This window comes from Pseudarthrobacter raffinosi, assembly GCF_023913735.1.
GTDB lineage: Bacteria > Actinomycetota > Actinomycetes > Actinomycetales > Micrococcaceae > Arthrobacter > Arthrobacter raffinosi.
The window spans coordinates 43066-58288 of record NZ_JAMXBH010000008.1; the positions used below are offsets into that span (position 1 = coordinate 43066).

At 60.0% G+C, this 15223-nt stretch carries 12 protein-coding genes and 1 pseudogene; 4 read left to right on the forward strand and 9 right to left on the reverse strand.

The window, feature by feature from the left end:
* Positions 1-222: 222 nt before the first annotated feature.
* Complete coding sequence (locus NG698_RS08785; protein ID WP_256470924.1) at positions 223-648, forward strand: ArsR/SmtB family transcription factor; 426 nt, start codon at positions 223-225, stop codon at positions 646-648.
* Positions 649-707: 59 nt separating this feature from the next.
* Here the strand turns inward: NG698_RS08785 and NG698_RS08790 are convergent, their stop codons facing one another.
* Positions 708-1793 carry a DUF8462 domain-containing protein gene (locus tag NG698_RS08790; protein WP_252609269.1) on the reverse strand — a complete coding sequence of 362 codons (1086 nt, stop codon included), beginning with the start codon at positions 1791-1793 and terminating at the stop codon, positions 708-710.
* Positions 1794-1909: 116 nt separating this feature from the next.
* Here NG698_RS08790 and NG698_RS08795 point away from each other — a divergent pair, with 116 nt between their 5' ends.
* Positions 1910-2617, forward strand: coding sequence for a hypothetical protein (locus NG698_RS08795; protein ID WP_252609271.1), 708 nt, complete (start codon positions 1910-1912; stop codon positions 2615-2617).
* 107 nt (positions 2618-2724) lie between these two features.
* Here the strand turns inward: NG698_RS08795 and NG698_RS08800 are convergent.
* Positions 2725-3289 (reverse strand): annotated as a pseudogene (locus NG698_RS08800) (recombinase family protein).
* Positions 3290-3946: 657 nt separating this feature from the next.
* On the opposite strand from NG698_RS08800, the gene NG698_RS08805 reads away from it, so the two are divergent.
* The gene (locus tag NG698_RS08805) at positions 3947-7024 is read left to right on the forward strand and encodes an SIR2 family NAD-dependent protein deacylase (protein WP_252609273.1); all 3078 of its coding nucleotides are present in this window, start codon (positions 3947-3949) and stop codon (positions 7022-7024) included.
* Between the two features lie 589 nt (positions 7025-7613).
* Entirely contained in the window at positions 7614-7916 is a 303-nt protein-coding gene (locus NG698_RS08810; protein ID WP_252609275.1) for a DUF4193 domain-containing protein, read from the forward strand.
* Between the two features lie 177 nt (positions 7917-8093).
* Here NG698_RS08810 and NG698_RS08815 read toward each other — a convergent pair whose 3' ends face one another.
* The 7 genes from NG698_RS08815 to NG698_RS08840 all read right to left on the reverse strand — a co-directional run bounded on the left by NG698_RS08815 (position 8094) and on the right by NG698_RS08840 (position 15164).
* Positions 8094-8423, reverse strand: coding sequence for a hypothetical protein (locus NG698_RS08815; protein WP_252609277.1), 330 nt, complete (start codon positions 8421-8423; stop codon positions 8094-8096).
* A gap of 285 nt (positions 8424-8708) precedes the next feature.
* Positions 8709-9350: a plasmid pRiA4b ORF-3 family protein gene (locus NG698_RS08820; RefSeq protein WP_252609279.1), complete on the reverse strand. Its 642-nt coding sequence runs from the start codon at positions 9348-9350 to the stop codon at positions 8709-8711.
* 158 nt (positions 9351-9508) lie between these two features.
* A complete protein-coding gene (locus NG698_RS08825; protein ID WP_252609443.1) occupies positions 9509-11665 on the reverse strand; it encodes an amylo-alpha-1,6-glucosidase in 2157 nt (718 codons plus the stop codon).
* A gap of 429 nt (positions 11666-12094) precedes the next feature.
* Positions 12095-12208: an SDR family oxidoreductase gene (locus NG698_RS21945; protein WP_374210089.1), complete on the reverse strand. Its 114-nt coding sequence runs from the start codon at positions 12206-12208 to the stop codon at positions 12095-12097.
* A 202-nt stretch (positions 12209-12410) separates the two neighbouring features.
* Entirely contained in the window at positions 12411-13406 is a 996-nt protein-coding gene (locus NG698_RS08830) for an amidohydrolase family protein (RefSeq protein ID WP_252609281.1), read from the reverse strand.
* A gap of 40 nt (positions 13407-13446) precedes the next feature.
* Positions 13447-14556, reverse strand: a complete 1110-nt coding sequence (locus NG698_RS08835) for an amidohydrolase family protein (protein ID WP_252609283.1) — start codon at positions 14554-14556, stop codon at positions 13447-13449.
* Positions 14553-15164: a nuclear transport factor 2 family protein gene (locus NG698_RS08840; RefSeq protein ID WP_252609285.1), complete on the reverse strand. Its 612-nt coding sequence runs from the start codon at positions 15162-15164 to the stop codon at positions 14553-14555. The genes NG698_RS08835 and NG698_RS08840 overlap by 4 nt, the downstream gene beginning before the upstream one ends.
* Positions 15165-15223 lie beyond the last annotated feature (59 nt).

Below are 15223 nucleotides of genomic sequence, written 5' to 3' on the forward strand. Positions count from 1 at the left end.
AATTTCCTTAGATTCGTGGACGGTGCCGGTCTTAAGCACTTACCCAATCGATTGGTATAGCCGGATGGCCGGTAACGAGTGAATTATGTGGACACTGACTTTGGTTGGGGGACTGAAGCGCTCACAGCTGGAGGCCAAGGTTTCCCAGCCTGAATGACATGCGCTCTATCCTAAGCCAAAAGGCAAGTACGACACCCTTCGTAGTACGAGATTTATCGTACAATGAGTTCAGAGTCAACGGGCAAAACCAGGGAGATCGATATAAAAGTGCGCACCCTTGCCCACCCCAGCCGGGGCGAGTTGCAGCTGGATGCGGTCCTTTCCGCTTTGTCGGATCCAATACGACGCCAGATTGTGAGTCAGTTGGCGGACGTCCCAGGCGAGCAAGCCTGCAGCGCCTTTCAGCTACCGGTCAGCAAATCAACCTCCACGCATCACTTCCGAGTTCTGCGCGAAGCCGGCGTGATCGAACAGCACTATAGGGGCACCGCCATACTCAACTCGCTGCGAGCAGCGGACCTCGAAGCGCAATTTCCAGGGCTGCTTCGGGCGGTCCTACAAGTCGGCATCAAGGAAGCACCATCTTCCGCCACTGCCACTGCCACCGCCGGCGAGTCGCAGGCCCGCCATCCCAACGCGAAGGCATAAAGCCTGCAGCGTCTCCCACGAGCTAGTTTCCGAACGCCGATAACGGACCTTCTGTCAATCTACTCGCGGAGGTATTGGCGGAGTCCTGGGATTGCGAAGTCCACTTTGCCGTAGCCTGCGGACTCAATCAGACCCGCAGCGATGAGCCTCTTTCGGTACTTGGACACGACGTTGGGCTTGGCTTTGAGGATGGTGCCGATCTGGCCGGCAGCAGAAGGACCATCCAGGGTAGCCATGGCGTCGAGGAACTCGCGGTCTTTGTCGGAGATGTCCGATAGCGCCGACTCGACGACCACCATTGTGTTCCGTCGTTGGGCGGCAGTAATGGCACGCTGAACGCTGCCCTGGTCCAGTTTCCAGGCTGCCTTGCCTGCTTCCAGCCAAAGGTAGTAGCCAACAAGTTGAATCAGGAAGGGATACCCTTCCGTGGCCTCGGCTGCCTTGTTGATGAGGTCGGGGGAGATGCTGATGCCTCCCTGGCTGAAGAGCTCGTTGTACGAGGCGGTGACTTCGGCGATGGCTGCTTCGTGGAGATTGATCCTGTCAGCCCGCCGCAGGAAAGTGGCAACGCCTTCATTAAGGAGGTCGGACACGGCTGATGGCAGGCCGGCGAAGATCAGGCCGACGGGCAGTCCATCGCGGATGAAGTGCTGGACATCGGCGGCCAGCTGGGAGATCTCCGTCCTGTCGACGGCATGAATCTCGTCAATGGTGATGACGAGTCCTGTGCCTTGGGTGTCCAGCCAGCGCAGCAGTTCGTTCCCGGTTCGGCGCCAGTCCATGGCCCGTTCCGGGGGGAGTTGGGTTGTAAGTCCGAACCCTGCTGCGGAGAAGGCGGTGATTTTCCGGGAAGGAGGTCCGTCCCCGAGCTCGTCGAGGAGGCGAAGCATGTCATCGCCGATCCCGGCCAGGAAGCCTGGCGTGGCTGTCCGGGAGATGACCGCCCAGCCTTGAGCCCGCGCGATCCCCTCGGCTGCGCTCAACATAACTGTCTTGCCGATGCCCCGGGAGCCCGTAATGATGGTCAAAAGCCCCGGCGCGCCGGAACCTTGCTGCAGGCCGTACTCGAACTCGTCCAGCAGCCCTGCCCGCCCGACCAACGCAGGAGGCGTCGCTCCGGCCGTCGGCTTGAAGGGGTTCTGCACGGGACCTCCAGGGTGAAAGTAGGTGAAACTGGTGAAAGTGGTGAAACTCCTGCCACCCTAAGCCGGATGCGTCGTCCCAAGCAAGGCCGGCAGGAGGACGCTGTAGCATCGGGGCCATGACCCGGGAAGAGAACTACATTGAGCACGCGCTCCACGTCGGCGAGGGACTTACCGGCCTGAGCCTGGAGCGGTTAGGTTTCGAGCCCCGGATGGAGGATCTGACGGAGGACCAGCGGAGCCGACTGAACGCTGATGACCTTGCGTGGATAGGTTCAATCACGCCGGAGCGGCGCGACAGGAGCCTGTTTCAGGCAAAGCTCCTGGCCGGCGCCCTGTGGGAAGCCTCCGCCGTCCTGATAGACCAGCTTTTCGAAGATCTCGACGCCCTGCGGAACCTTGACCGGATCGATCGCCAGGACATCGCCAACACCTTCGTCCTGTCCGGACTGCCAGCCAGACCCGCCGACAAATACGATGTCCGCTTCGCCCAGCAGTTTCTGGTCACAACTGCGGACATGACCGGGGCGCTGACCCGTGGCTGGACCCGCCCGGCATGTGTCGCCCAGGAGCTCGCGCTCCGCTGCCTTTTCGACCAGGTTGAAGTTGTTCAGGACCTGTACAGCCTGGATCTTGCGGACGGTTGGCGGGGCGTGCTTGAACAACACATGCTCGAGGACACGGACAGCGAGATGCTCTACCAGAACGCCATGGATGGCTTTGAAGGCGACATCGAACTGAACATGCAGCTGGGCCTTGCGCCCATGAAAGTCCAGGACTGGTTCGAGCCATTCAACGACGCCTCCGTCCCGCCATTCGTTCGCTAGAAAAACCGGGTATTCTCCCCAAATCCGCCACGTTTTCAAACGCCGTAACGCAGATTCCGTCAAGCTATCCGGCTGTGGCGTACGGTCGCGCCAGCAGGGGAGAAGGTTCATTCCAGCTTTGCGTGGCGTAGGTACTGGTAGACCGTTTCCCGGCTGATCCCGTAGTCACGGGCAAGGACGGCCTTCGGTACACCGCTTCCGGCGCGCTGGACCATTTCGGATGCCCGTTCCGGGGTGAGGGTCTTTTTCCGTCCTTTGTAGGCGCCGCGCTGCTTGGCCAGGGCGATGCCTTCCCTTTGCCGTTCCCTGATGAGGGAGCGTTCGAATTCAGCGAAGGCCCCATAACGGAAAGCATGAGGTTGGCCATGGGGGAGTCCTCCCCGGTGAAGTCCAGGCCCTCTTTGACGAACTCCACCCGGACGCCCTTTCGGGTCAGGCATTGAACAAGAGCACGCAAGTCATCGAGGTTCCGGGCGAGCCGGTCCTGCTGTGCACCACAACGGTGTCCCCGTCACGGGCGAACCGCAGCATTTCCGTGAGCCCTGGCCTGGTCGTGTCCCTGCCGGAGGCCTTGTCCATGAAGACCCGGTCCAGAACCTGGCCTTCCAGCTGTCGTTTCTCGTTCTGGTCCAGCGTGCTCACGCGCACGTACCCGATCCGCTGTCCGGCCACTGTAGCCTCCAACCCTCGTCCTGTCAGGTTGAGTTCTAGGCTCGTCTGAGAAGAAAGTCAAGGCTCCCGTTCTCCGCTCGTCAGGTTGGGGTGTGCCTCAACCAGGCATTACTCTCCACTCGTTGAAGCTGCCAATTAGCATCAGGAGGATTCGGCTCTCCCTGGGACGCCAGCTCACCGAGGCCGGCCATTACCTAGGAGAAGAGCTTCTGTCCAGGGAGCTGCGAGGCGACTGAATGCAAGTCTCGACGGGCCAAGTTTCCGAAGACGGCAAGGAGCACCGCCTGAAATGCACCCGGCTGGTCGAGCATCACAAAATGCTGGGCGCTCTCCACAACAACATCGGGATCCCGCCGAGATGAACTCACCGCCCGGTCATCCAAGCGCAGCTCACCGCGAACAAGCGTAGTGGGCACACTCGTGTCGGTCGCGGAGCAGGGCGTGCAGAGTCCTCCCCAGTACGGTGTACAGGGCGACGGCCAGGCGTCGGATGGCGCGGCAAGGGGGCGTGAATTGTGGATAAGAGCGAACCGTTGTTGCCATGCCTTGTAACCAAGAGGCGAACATGTTTAGGTCAACGCCGGGCCGGCGAATATTCTTGCTGCTTGAGGTTGAATTCCGTTCACCTAGTTGTGTAGCTGTTTATCTGGAGGATCTTTGGCCGACTATCGCGAACGGCTCATAGCAAAACTGACCGGCGGCAAGGTCATAGCAGTTGTAGGCGCTGGAGTAAGTGCCGCACTAACCGCCCGGGCTCCGACGGCGGCATGGCTGGGCCTCATTGAGGACGGGATCGAACGTGCTGCCTCCTTCGCGCCGAACCCCAATTGGAAGAACCTTCGTTTGGACGCCCTCACGACGGCCGTAGAGTACTCGGACACCAACGAACTGATCGCGGTGGCCACGTCGGTCTCAGACATGTTGAAGGAAAGCCGTCAAGGGTATGCTGACTGGCTTCGGGAATCCGTTGGTGAACTACCTCTAAAACACACCGAGCTCGCCAAGGCACTCGACGCCCTTCGTGTCCCCTTGTTCACTACGAACTACGACACACTGCTCTCTCGGGCTTTGAAGAAGAGATTTGTCACATGGAAATCAACGGAGCAGATGCGGTCGGTCTTCAATGGGGACAGCATGGACGTGGTTGGTCATTTACATGGCGTTTGGGACGATCCTGATTCGGTCATCTTGAGCGCCACGGACTACAAGAAGCTGACTCTGACCGAGAACGCCCAGTTTCTTCAACATTCGCAGTACGCAAGCAAGTCGTTTCTGTTCATTGGCTGCGGCGACACCGTCGACGACCCGAACTTCACAACGATGCTGAGGCTGCATCGACAGATGTTTCCCGAGTCAAAGGGCGACCACTTCCGTTTGAGTCGGAACTCCGAGGTCGCCGCATTGGAGAAGAAGCATGTAGACGATGACATTCGAGTCGTCAGTTACGGTTCGAAATATGAGGACTTAGCCCAGTTCTTGGGGCAACTCGCCGAGTCGGCGCAGGGCCCCTCGAAGTTGGAGCGACGCGTCGATACTGTTGCATACGCTCGAGAATCTCTGTTGGACCGCGTTAGGACTTCCTCGGTCACCCTCCGCTCGAACGAAGCAGGGGAAAAGTCGCTCGAACACTACGTCGTGCCGCCCCTCCTGCTGCCCATGAGCCACGAGCAGTTTGCGTCAATGCAGTCCTCAAAGGACCGAGACAAGCGGCCACGGCCGTTGGATCCGCATGCTGTGGCCCGGGGAACGAAAAGTCGAGTGCTTGTCGTGGTTGGAGATGAACATAGCGGCGTCACCACGGCCCTGCAGTGGCTTTTGGCGATGAATGCACAGACAGCAGGGGATCGATCCCCTATCTACATTGATGCCAAAAAGTGTTCTAGGGAAGCCAAGCAACCATTTATTCGTAGCCTTCGCCGTGAAGCGATGGGCCTCCGATTGATTGACACATTGGAGGGTGATCTCCCTATCTTTTCTGTTGCCCTCGATAACGTGACTTATCGGGAGGACGCGTCATTCTTGAAGATCATGGATGATCTTGCATCGGTTAGCTCTGAGTTTACTTTGATCGGCTGTAAACCGAGTGATGAATCCTTTATCGTCCGGGCTCTAGAGGAAAGGGATGTCACTGTATCCATAGTGCACATGGGCAAGCTTTCAAAAAATGAAGTTAGCAAATTTGCCTCGCTCATAGCTCCCATGGCCCACGTAGAAACAACATGTGACGCAGTCCTTGAGATTGCCAAACGAGAACACCTACCTCGAAACCCGTTCACGATTTCGCTGCTTATTTCCCTCATATCTGAATTAGGGCAACGCGACGAACGCTATGACTCTGAGACAACCGTCCTCGATGAGTATACAAAGCTCCTACTTGGCATGTTTGGCGAACGTATTGATGCTCGCTTTGCACTGACTTACAAAAATAAAGAAACAATACTGGCTCGCTTGGCGAAGGAGTACGTTCTTGCCCGCAAGGGCTCCCTGCGGGGGTCCCGTGTACTCGCCTGTATTGAGGACACGTTTGATGCCTTGTCCTGGAAAGAGGACCCGGAGCAGTGCCTGCTCGGGTTCTACAAGTCCCGGGTTCTACGAAGGGACAGCGATCAAATAAGCTTCCAGCAATCGAGTTACCTGTACTTGTTTGCTGCCAAGGCCGCGATCTCGGACCAAGCGTTCCGCGAGCACATTTTTGAAGATCCTCTGTTTTTTTCACCTGTGATTCGACACTTTGCGGCTCTGAAAGGCGACAGTTCTGAAGCCGTCCAGAGGATGTTGGAGCTGTTGGATGATTGGGATAACTACGAAGCGTCTGGACGGATATTTGGCGACATCGAGGTAGCGGAATACAAAGAGGGAAGCGAAAAGCAGGATGAATTCGATCTAGACGAGGGCCGACCTGCTGAAAAGGAGAAGGAAGTCGGCTCTACGAAGCATGACGCCGCATCAAAGGTGACACCATATGACACTTCTGATGATGCCGACATGGTCCCCTTCCCAGTTGATGACCTCTCGAACCTCTCGGAGAGTGCTCTGCTGGCGCGGCGAATTGATCTGGCATCCAGAGTTCTCAGAGACTCGGACGATCTTGCAGATAAAGAGTTGAAATCGAAGGCGCTTCAGAAGGTCCTACACAGCTGGTCGGTTCTCATAGAATTGGTCGAGCAAGAAGCGGACTTCGCAGCACTCCTGCACATGATCATCGAAAATGATGAAACGCTCAAGAACATGTCCGAGGAAAAGAAGGAAGAAGCAGCACAACGCGCAAATCTCCTCCTCCCTACGTTCTATGTGATGGCCGCAATGAATTCCTGCCTTACCTCCAGGAAACTACTCATCACACATGACAACCTGGTGGCTGAAGAAGGGTTTGCAGATCAGGTATTTGCACCGGTTGGTGCGGCGCTTTTTGCACTCCTGATGCATGAAGAAAATTGGTCAACTGGCCTTCAGTCGCTGCTTGAAAAAAATGGCAGTCGTTGGATTGTCTCCGGTTTCATTGCCCTGATGGCCCAGATGATTCACAAAACTGAAACCATGCCCAAAGATGATGAGCAAAGGGTGAAGGAATTCATCATTGGGAGTGAAGTCAGAAAACGCACGTTCAACTCGGTAGCCCAGAAGAAGACTTACATAGCGAATCTCGGCCAGCGGCTTGACAGAACGCGTAAGCTCAATCGACGTGAGCGACTCGAACTGGGTGAATCAGCGGCAAGCAACATCGTCGCAGGATGATGGCCTAACAATGGGGTTTAAAAGATCTTTTGGGGATGGGCAACTTCAACCCAATGCAATCACGGTTGACATGACACCGATATCGGTTGTTCCTGCGCCTGTTGCGGGGGAGTCCAATAAGCTTCCAGACGCGGCGCGCACTAGGCATTCGGCGAAATGTTCCCCGGTGTTTCCAGACGCCGCTAGTGCTCGGTCGGACCTCAGATTTGACGTGTCGATTAAACAAGAGATTCGCAGGGACTCCGAGGAGGCTCTTGCGAGAGCTCTTACGTAAGCCGAAAATCCGCTGCCCAGCAAACTCAACCTCCAAGTCTTCCTCGTCTACCTGCTTCCGCCGTACACCCACGCTGGCCGGACCATCCTCCGTACTGGCCGAAGGACGGAAGGTAATGACCGCGGCGGCCGCTATCTGGGCACCGGCATATTGCTCTGGCATTTGGATGACGCGGGGAATGCACCGGCGCGGTTCGCGTAATAGCCCGCGTGACGTCCTCCGGTCCTTTGACATGGGAACAACGGCGCATTGGTGTACGTTGCAGTCTCGTTAGAAAAAACATCGTAGAAACGTCAGAAATGAGTATCACCTAAAGTGGCAACCGATTACGACGAGGTCCGTTCCGACGTCAAGGAATCCCAGGACCGTTCCCTGGAGGCGTTGCAGTCTGCGAATGCTCCGGATGCCCGCAGCGTCGTCAATGAACTGGACGAAGCGGATGCACTCGATGAGGGCTTGACTCCCGGGGGAGAGATTGTCTCCGAGGAGCTCATCGTTCAGGTCGTTCCCCAGGCCGCGGACGAGTTCACCTGCGATTCCTGTTTCCTGGTCAGGCACAGGTCTCAACTCGCGCGTGAAAGCAATGGCCACTCGTACTGCATCGAGTGCGAAGGCTAGGCCACCTTCGTCAGGACGCAGTATCTGACAGCCGGCCGTCAGCGTGACGTGTCCTCCACCAGCGGGGCGTAAATCTTCAGAAAGCGCGGGGGAGTGGCGCCATCAGGTGCCGCTTCGGGGACTCGAGCCGCCATTTTGGTGGCTTTCTACCTCGATGTGGGGGATTGCTGTTGCGGGTCAGGCTGCCTGTGTAGCCATTGCTGCCAGGGGCGCCGCGTTGTCCGGGGCGAGGATGCTCAGCCTGTAGTCGGACTGGAGCGGATCGACGCGGGCCGGCAGGTGGTGGGACCTCGAGCAGGCCCGGAGTTCTTCCAACGCGTCGGGCTCGATCCGGGCGCGGGTCATGTCAAGCTCCAGGGCCATGCCCGCGGTGAGCGAGTTGGCGCGCTTCATCACGGCATACAGACCGTGCACGGTTTTGGACGTCACATGACCCTGAGCGGCAACCTGGGCCGTCGCGCAGTCCAGGTCCACCCGGACCAGCACCCGAAGTTTGTCTGTCGTCACGAAATTTATCCGCTCTAAGTCGGGTGCCACGACGCTGTGGCGCCCCGGACAACCATAGACCAAATGTGATCCATGCAACACACCTGCCGGCGTTGGTTTTTTGCCGCGGCCCGGGACGCGGGAGGGGCCTGTTCGGAGCGGTGGCAAAAGCCCGATCGGAGACCCCTCCTGGCCGCAGCTTGACGTAATCTTCATTATCGGCGTTCCAAAATGCGCGGGGGAGGGCCCGCAGAAGGGGCAGTTTTCCTGCCTTCATTCGTTGGCGTATTCTCCCGGACTCCGGGGTCAGACCTGCTCAGCCAGCGCCCGGTTCACGGCGGGAATGTCCACGAAGGCAGGGTCAAAAGGCGCATCGGAGCCGGTTATGTCTGCCACCCATGCGGAATGTTCGGCATGGTCGGGATGCGACGGGTCGGCCAGGGCATCCATGATCTCCTCGTAGCCGGGAAAACCGCCGGAGTCTTCCAGCGGGCCACGCCGGGCGCCGTCAATCAACCGGGCCGTCGGACTGCCTTCGTCCGCGGGCCAGCGGGAAACCAGCCCGATCCGGTGAATCCAGCTGTCACCAAAGTCGTACTCGTAGAACGCTCCGCCCGAGCCCAGCGCGAGCAGCTGATCCAGGGAGCAATCCTCCTCAGGCCAGTCGCCCGGTTCTTCACACTCCTGCCCGGGAAGCCACTGCGGGACTTCCGGAAATTCGCCGTCGACCGGCCGCAGCGGCGCGAACGGATCGCTGGTTACAAACCTGTGCAGGTGCGCGTCCTCCCAGCCAAATGCTGCCTGCAGGACCTGATGGACCTGGCTCAAAGTAAGGGAGCCCCGGAGCTCGAATCGACGCCAAATCTCAGGCTCGCTGTCGACCAGCTCCACGCGAACCTCCAGGACCGAGTCCTGTCCAACCCCGGTCCCGGCCTTAATTTTGTCCATGCCACCCATTTTTACAGGCCTCACTGCCCTACTACCAAGTGGGGGCGACCTCTCCCCCGGTGCGGCCTATAGCATGACGAAAGGTCGATTATCGGCGTTAAACCAACGTGAGTAGAAGTAGCTGTGAGAACGCCCGTTCTTCCTCGGGGTGTGTTGATTCAGTTCGTCCGGCGCAGCCTGTCCAGTTCCGCAATGTCGGCCAGCGAGGGCCTCGTTCCTCTGTGGAGCACTATGCCCTCGGGCAGGCCCTTAACTTCGACTCTGGATCCCCACACATCGAAAGAGAAGCGGGCTTCACCCATGGCCACGTTCTCGGCGTGAAAGTCCCCCCACGTTTCCGGCAACACGGGGTCAATCCAGAGCCCGCCGAGTGAAAAGTGGGCATCGTGCCGCAGGAGGCTCCGGATCAACATTACCGGGGTCGTCGCAGCCCAGGCCTGTGGCGAGCAGGCCGTCGGGTAGGGCAGCGGCTCGGGGCAGTCGGAGCGACTGAACCCGCAAAACAATTCGGGCAGGCGGTGGTCCGTGTACTGGGCCGCCTCCATTAATGCCGTGGCGAGCTGTTGGGCCACTTTCACGAAGCCGTAGCGCATCAGGCCTGCGACGATCAGCGCGTTGTCGTGCGGCCAGACGGAGCCGTTATGGTAGCTGACCGGATTGTAGGCCCCCATGTCAGTGGCCAAGGTGCGTACGCCCCAGCCGCTAAACATTTCCGGGGACATCAGCCGGTCAGCAACCTGCAGGGCCTTGTCCTCATCCACAATTCCGGACCATAGGCAGTGGCCCATGTTGGATGCGCAGGCATCGACGGGCCGTTTGTCCTTGTCGAGGGCGATCGCATAGTAGCCTCGGTCCGGCAACCAGAACTGCTCGTTGAACTGTTTTTTCAACCGCTCCGCGCGTTCCCGGAATTCGGCGGCGAGGGCCCGGTCACCGGCGTCATGGGCCATCCATGCCCGGGCGATGTAGGCGCTGTACACATACCCCTGGACCTCGCACAACGCGATGGGGGCCTCGGCAATCCGGCCGTCGGCAAAATTGATCCCGTCCCAGGAGTCCTTCCAGCCCTGATTGATGAGACCGTGGTCGTTGAGGCGCTCGTACTCGACAAACCCGTCGCCGTCACTGTCGCCGTAATCCCGGACCCACTCCAGTGCTCTGTCCGCGTGGGGCAGCAGAGCGGCGATGTCAGCCGGCGCAACTCCCCACCGGCTAACCTCACCGAGCAGCGCCACGAACAACGGTGTCGCATCGGCGGTACCGTAATAGGCCGACTTACCGCCCAGCGCCAGAGCCGTGCCGACACCGAAACGCACCTCGTGCAGGATCCGCCCGGGCTGTTCCTCGGTCAGCAGATCCACTTTTGAGCCCTGCCTGTCGGCCAGGGTCTGCAGCGTGCCCAGTGCCAGCGGTGGGTTGACGGGCATCACCATGAACGAGGCCAGCAATGAGTCGCGCCCAAACAAAGCCATAAACCACGGCGCCCCCGCGGCGACCACCATTCTGTCGGGATTGTCAGGGTCAACGATGCGCAACGCGCCGATGTCAGCATAGCTGCGCGCGACAATACGCTCGAGGGACGGGTTGCCTATACGGACAGGAGGGATGCTCGCAACCCAGGACTGTAGCCGCCGCCCCTGGGATGAGACAGCATCCATATTGGCGGCGAGGAGCGGCGAGGCCGGATCGGCGTCTGCCAACATCGGCGCGACGACCGCCCGGACACTCCACTCTCCATGCGGGGGTATGACGGAGTGGAAGAGAAAACCATCGGTGCTGGCTTCGCCGCCCTCAGCCCTTATGACGACGCCCTTCTTCACATCCTGCCAAACGGCCTCCACCCTTACTGAACTGCCCTCGAATCGGCGAGTCCGTTTCCACTGCCTGTGAAACCGTCCGTCCTTGACTTCAAAAAGATCGGCGAAATCCGCATCCACTGACAACGTGACCTCGCAGGTCGCGGGAATGAGTGCGTAGTTGTGGATCGTTATGTCCTCCAGAATGCCGGCACCCACCTCGCGCTTGCGCTCGACCGTAAGTGGGCTATCGGACCGGCCGTCGGCACGGACGGCCCTGCCAATGTAGGTCCCCTGATACGGCGAAGGCGTCCACGCGCCCAGGGGCTCCACCGGCTGGGCGTTAATGGTCAGGCACCATCGGGACAGAATCCTGGTGTCCTGATGGAAAACACCATGAGGATGATGGGGAAAGATGTCACCGTTCTGCAGGGAAATGCAGAACGAGGAGCCCTCTACCAGTGTCACAGCCCCCTGCCCAGTAGACCCCGCCACGTTATCCGCATTCCATCCGACCATCGCAAGCTCCCCTTTGAAGCATCCGAGCCTCATGCTCACTCGAATCTACGCCCGCCCCGGGACGGCGCGCCAGACCTGCTTGCGCCGCCCTTTGTGTTCACCACCTTCGTCAATCTTGTCCCGGGCGCCACGATGAAAGTAGGGCGCTGAGCCCTTGCATGGGCGCTGCGACTGCTACTCCTGAGAGCTGGGTCAGACGGCGGATCGATCAGACCTACGCAGTATGGCGCAGGGATCTGCATTCGGAGCCAAAGGGCGAGAGGGCAGGCGACTTAACCGTACGCGGAACCTCGCCGTCTGAGTTCACCCGGTTACTCCCAGAAGCCACCCGTTGAACCGTGGGCCTCTCCAGCAGGAGCCAACCCAGGACCTCTCGCCGGTCTTCGCGGAACCGCGGTTCGCTGCCGGTCGCGACCAGCGGGTGCCGGCTCACAATCGAACGAGTCCCTCGTCGATCATCAGGGTCTGACCCGTCATGAACGCGGCGTCGTCACTGGCCAGAAATTGCACGGCGCCCACGATGTCGGTTGCGCCGCCGAATATTCCTCACTGTGAGTTTCTGGAGGGATTTCGACGGCGGCTCGCAATTGACCGGGCTGAACCGTGCCTGAGCAGTGCCATGATCAATGAGCGCCCGATCACTTGGAGACGCAGTGATCGTCACCATCGACGCCGCCCGCGAATTGACACGCCTCATAGGCGTGTCTTAGGCGTCGTTCGTGGACGTCGGTCACCTCTTGGGCTGCTAGGCGAGGTTGAGGAGGCTTTCGGCGGTGCCGTGCGCGATGGCTTCTTTCACGGCCGGCTCGAGCTTTGCTTCGTCGAGGAATTTGGCAGCCTGGTCGTTGTCGACGAAGGGGTAGTCGACGGAGTACATGATCCGGTCGGTACCGAGCGTGTCGACGCAGTACTGCAGTTGAGCGTGGCTGAACATGCCGCTGGGGGTGATGTAGACGTTCGACTTCACGTATTCGGCGACGGAACGGTCAAGGCCGGTGAGTCGGGTGGGGAATCCCTCATCGAGGCGGTCGAGGAAGAACGGGACCATTTCTCCCCAGTGTCCGAGGATGATCTGGAGGGTGGGGTATTTGTCGAAGACACCGCTGAGGACCAGGTGCAGGAAGTGGATGCCGGTTTCCATGTGCCACCCCCACCCCGCAGTTTGGAACCGGGCCGTGACGAGCGGGTCGAGGCCGGCGTAGTTGATAGCGCTGCTGGCGGCGGGTGGGACTCCGGGGTGCAGGTAGATCGGCACGTTCAAGCTCGCCGCGCGGGCGAGGATCGGGTCAAATCGGGTGTCGCTGAGGAATTGGTCCTCCGTGCGCCCCATGATCATCGTCCCGACCATCGACAAGTCCCGGACGCCGCGTTCGAGTTCGTCGGCGGCGTGTTCGGGCAGGACTGTTGGCAAGGAAGCGAACGCGGCGAACCGGTCGGGGTGCCGTGTGACCGCGGCGGCGAGTGTGTTGTTGAGGTTGGTCACGAGTTCGGCGGCGTGCTCAGCGGGGAGCTGTTGCGTGGAGAGTCCAGAGAGGACCTGCATGCTGATGCCGTGGGCATCCATGTTGGCGATGCGGCCTTCGTCGAGGTCTTGTAGAACGTCGGCGGACGGGGACCAGGAAAAGCCCAGCTTCGGATCGAAGGTGGCGTTGAAGTTGGGGCTTTGGTGGGATGCGATGCCCGCGCTTGCCCGCGCGATGGAGATGTCGAGGTAGTGCTCTTCGAGGGTGATGAGTTTCACGAGGTGGGTCCCTTGGGGTCGGCAGTGGTGGATCGGATGATCAGGACGCGGGGATCCCAGCGGCCCAGACCTGGTCGATGTTTCTTGTGGCGGCAATATCGGCGGTGGGGTCGCCAATGACGAGAAGCAGGTCCGCGCGGGACCCTTCTCGAACGCTGCCGCGATCCTCCAGGCCGAACAGGGCGGCTGCGGTGCTGGTGGCGCTGCGGAGCGCTTCTGTGGGGCTCAGGCCGACGTCGACGAGAAGCTGCAATTCGTCGTGCATCGATTCACCGAGAACCGGACTGAAGGGCACGAAAGGAGCCCTGTTAGCGTCGGTGCCCGCGGCTATCATCACTCCCGCTGCCCTCATGGCGGCGACCGAGGCGGATGCGTTCTGATATCCGGGGCCGTCGCCGGAGTCGGGAAGACCGACCGCCGAGGCGGTGCCTTTCATCATGGTCAGGGTTGGAATCGACCGAATGCTGCCAGCGGCCATCGACGCGGTCATCTCGGACGTGACGGGGCCATTGAGAGGAACGTGCGTGAGGATGCCGACGCCGGCGTCGATGCCGAGCTGGAACGCTGCGGTCGAGGAGGCGTGCGCGACGGTCTGAAGACCAACCGCATGCGCGGCCTGCACGATGGCGGCGATCGTGTCAACGCTCAGGGCGACGTCCCCGACGCTTGCGGGATCCTCGATGATGATCTTGATGTAGTCGGATTCTTCGGCGACCCGGTCGGCCACGAACCGGGAGGCGTCGTCGGGCCCGGTCACCACCGTGGACAACGCGAAACCGCCCTTGGTGGTCTGGTTGCTTCCTGGGCCGGACGCCGGACTGCCGGAGCTTCGCACATCGGTCAGTCCCCGCTGGTTGCGGATGCTATCCACCAGCGACTTCGGGTGGGTTCCCATGTCCAGGACTGTCGTCAGACCCCATCGGGTGAATTCGCCCAGATCAGCGTAAGAATCGAAGTGCACGTGAGCATCAATCAGTCCGGGAAGCAGCGTTTTGCCGGTCCCATCGATGATCGTGCCCGACTCGCCCCGTTCTTCGGTGCTTGGGGTGACCGCGCTGATTCCTTGTTCTGTAAATGTGACGTCGAACGATCCCTCGAGCATGGCTGTGCCGTCGAACACGCGGACGGTGGTGATCGTGGTGGTGGTCATGCGGTGTGCCTTTCGGTGGTGGATCCCGGTGCGGCCAGCCATGCGGCTGCGTCGGCCTTGATGCGGTGTTCTAAGTCGCTGCCTTTCGTCGCGAAGACCTTCGCGACCGGGAACCCGCTTTTGTCCAGCAGATATGCCAACGCCGCGTACTCGCGCGGATATGTCCGGGCGAGGTCGACGTCGATGTCGACCAGTCCCAGGGGGAATGTGAACGTGGCCGCGTCGTAGATGCTTTTGCGGTCGACGATCTTCCAGAGCCCGTCTCGTTTCTCGATCCGGTCGATGAACCGGTTGTGGCCCATGCAGCCGAGGCCCAGAGAAATGTTCTCCCCGATGATGATCGCGTTGGTCTCCGCCACCGCCCGATCCCGGGACTCGTTGAAGGCCATGACCGGGGAAGCGATCACGTGCTTGGTTCGGAACTGCGAGGCGCCCATCCGTTCGGACGCGTCCACGAAGTCCGTGAACAGGCCCTCGAACCAGGTGATCTCAATCACCCCGTCAGGATGGAACAACTCCCGAAGCGCCGCCCATTCACCAAGGTCACGGTGAATCCATCCCATCTCAAGGTCTGCGATCGCCAAGCGGTCTTCCACATAAGTCGACATGGAACCAGCTTGACCCCTGCGAGCTCCTAACGCCATTAGATTGATCTGACCGATTGATC

What these genes read in the sequence shown, in the direction of transcription:
- NG698_RS08785 (WP_256470924.1), top strand. Translation starts at nt 223, where the DNA reads ATGAGTTCAGAGTCAACGGGCAAAACCAGGGAGATCGATATAAAAGTG.
- NG698_RS08795 (WP_252609271.1), top strand. Translation starts at nt 1,910, where the DNA reads ATGACCCGGGAAGAGAACTACATTGAGCACGCGCTCCACGTCGGCGAG.
- NG698_RS08820 (WP_252609279.1), bottom strand. Translation starts at nt 9,350, where the DNA reads ATGGACAAAATTAAGGCCGGGACCGGGGTTGGACAGGACTCGGTCCTG.
- NG698_RS08825 (WP_252609443.1), bottom strand. Translation starts at nt 11,665, where the DNA reads ATGGTCGGATGGAATGCGGATAACGTGGCGGGGTCTACTGGGCAGGGG.
- NG698_RS08835 (WP_252609283.1), bottom strand. Translation starts at nt 14,556, where the DNA reads ATGACCACCACCACGATCACCACCGTCCGCGTGTTCGACGGCACAGCC.
- NG698_RS08840 (WP_252609285.1), bottom strand. Translation starts at nt 15,164, where the DNA reads ATGTCGACTTATGTGGAAGACCGCTTGGCGATCGCAGACCTTGAGATG.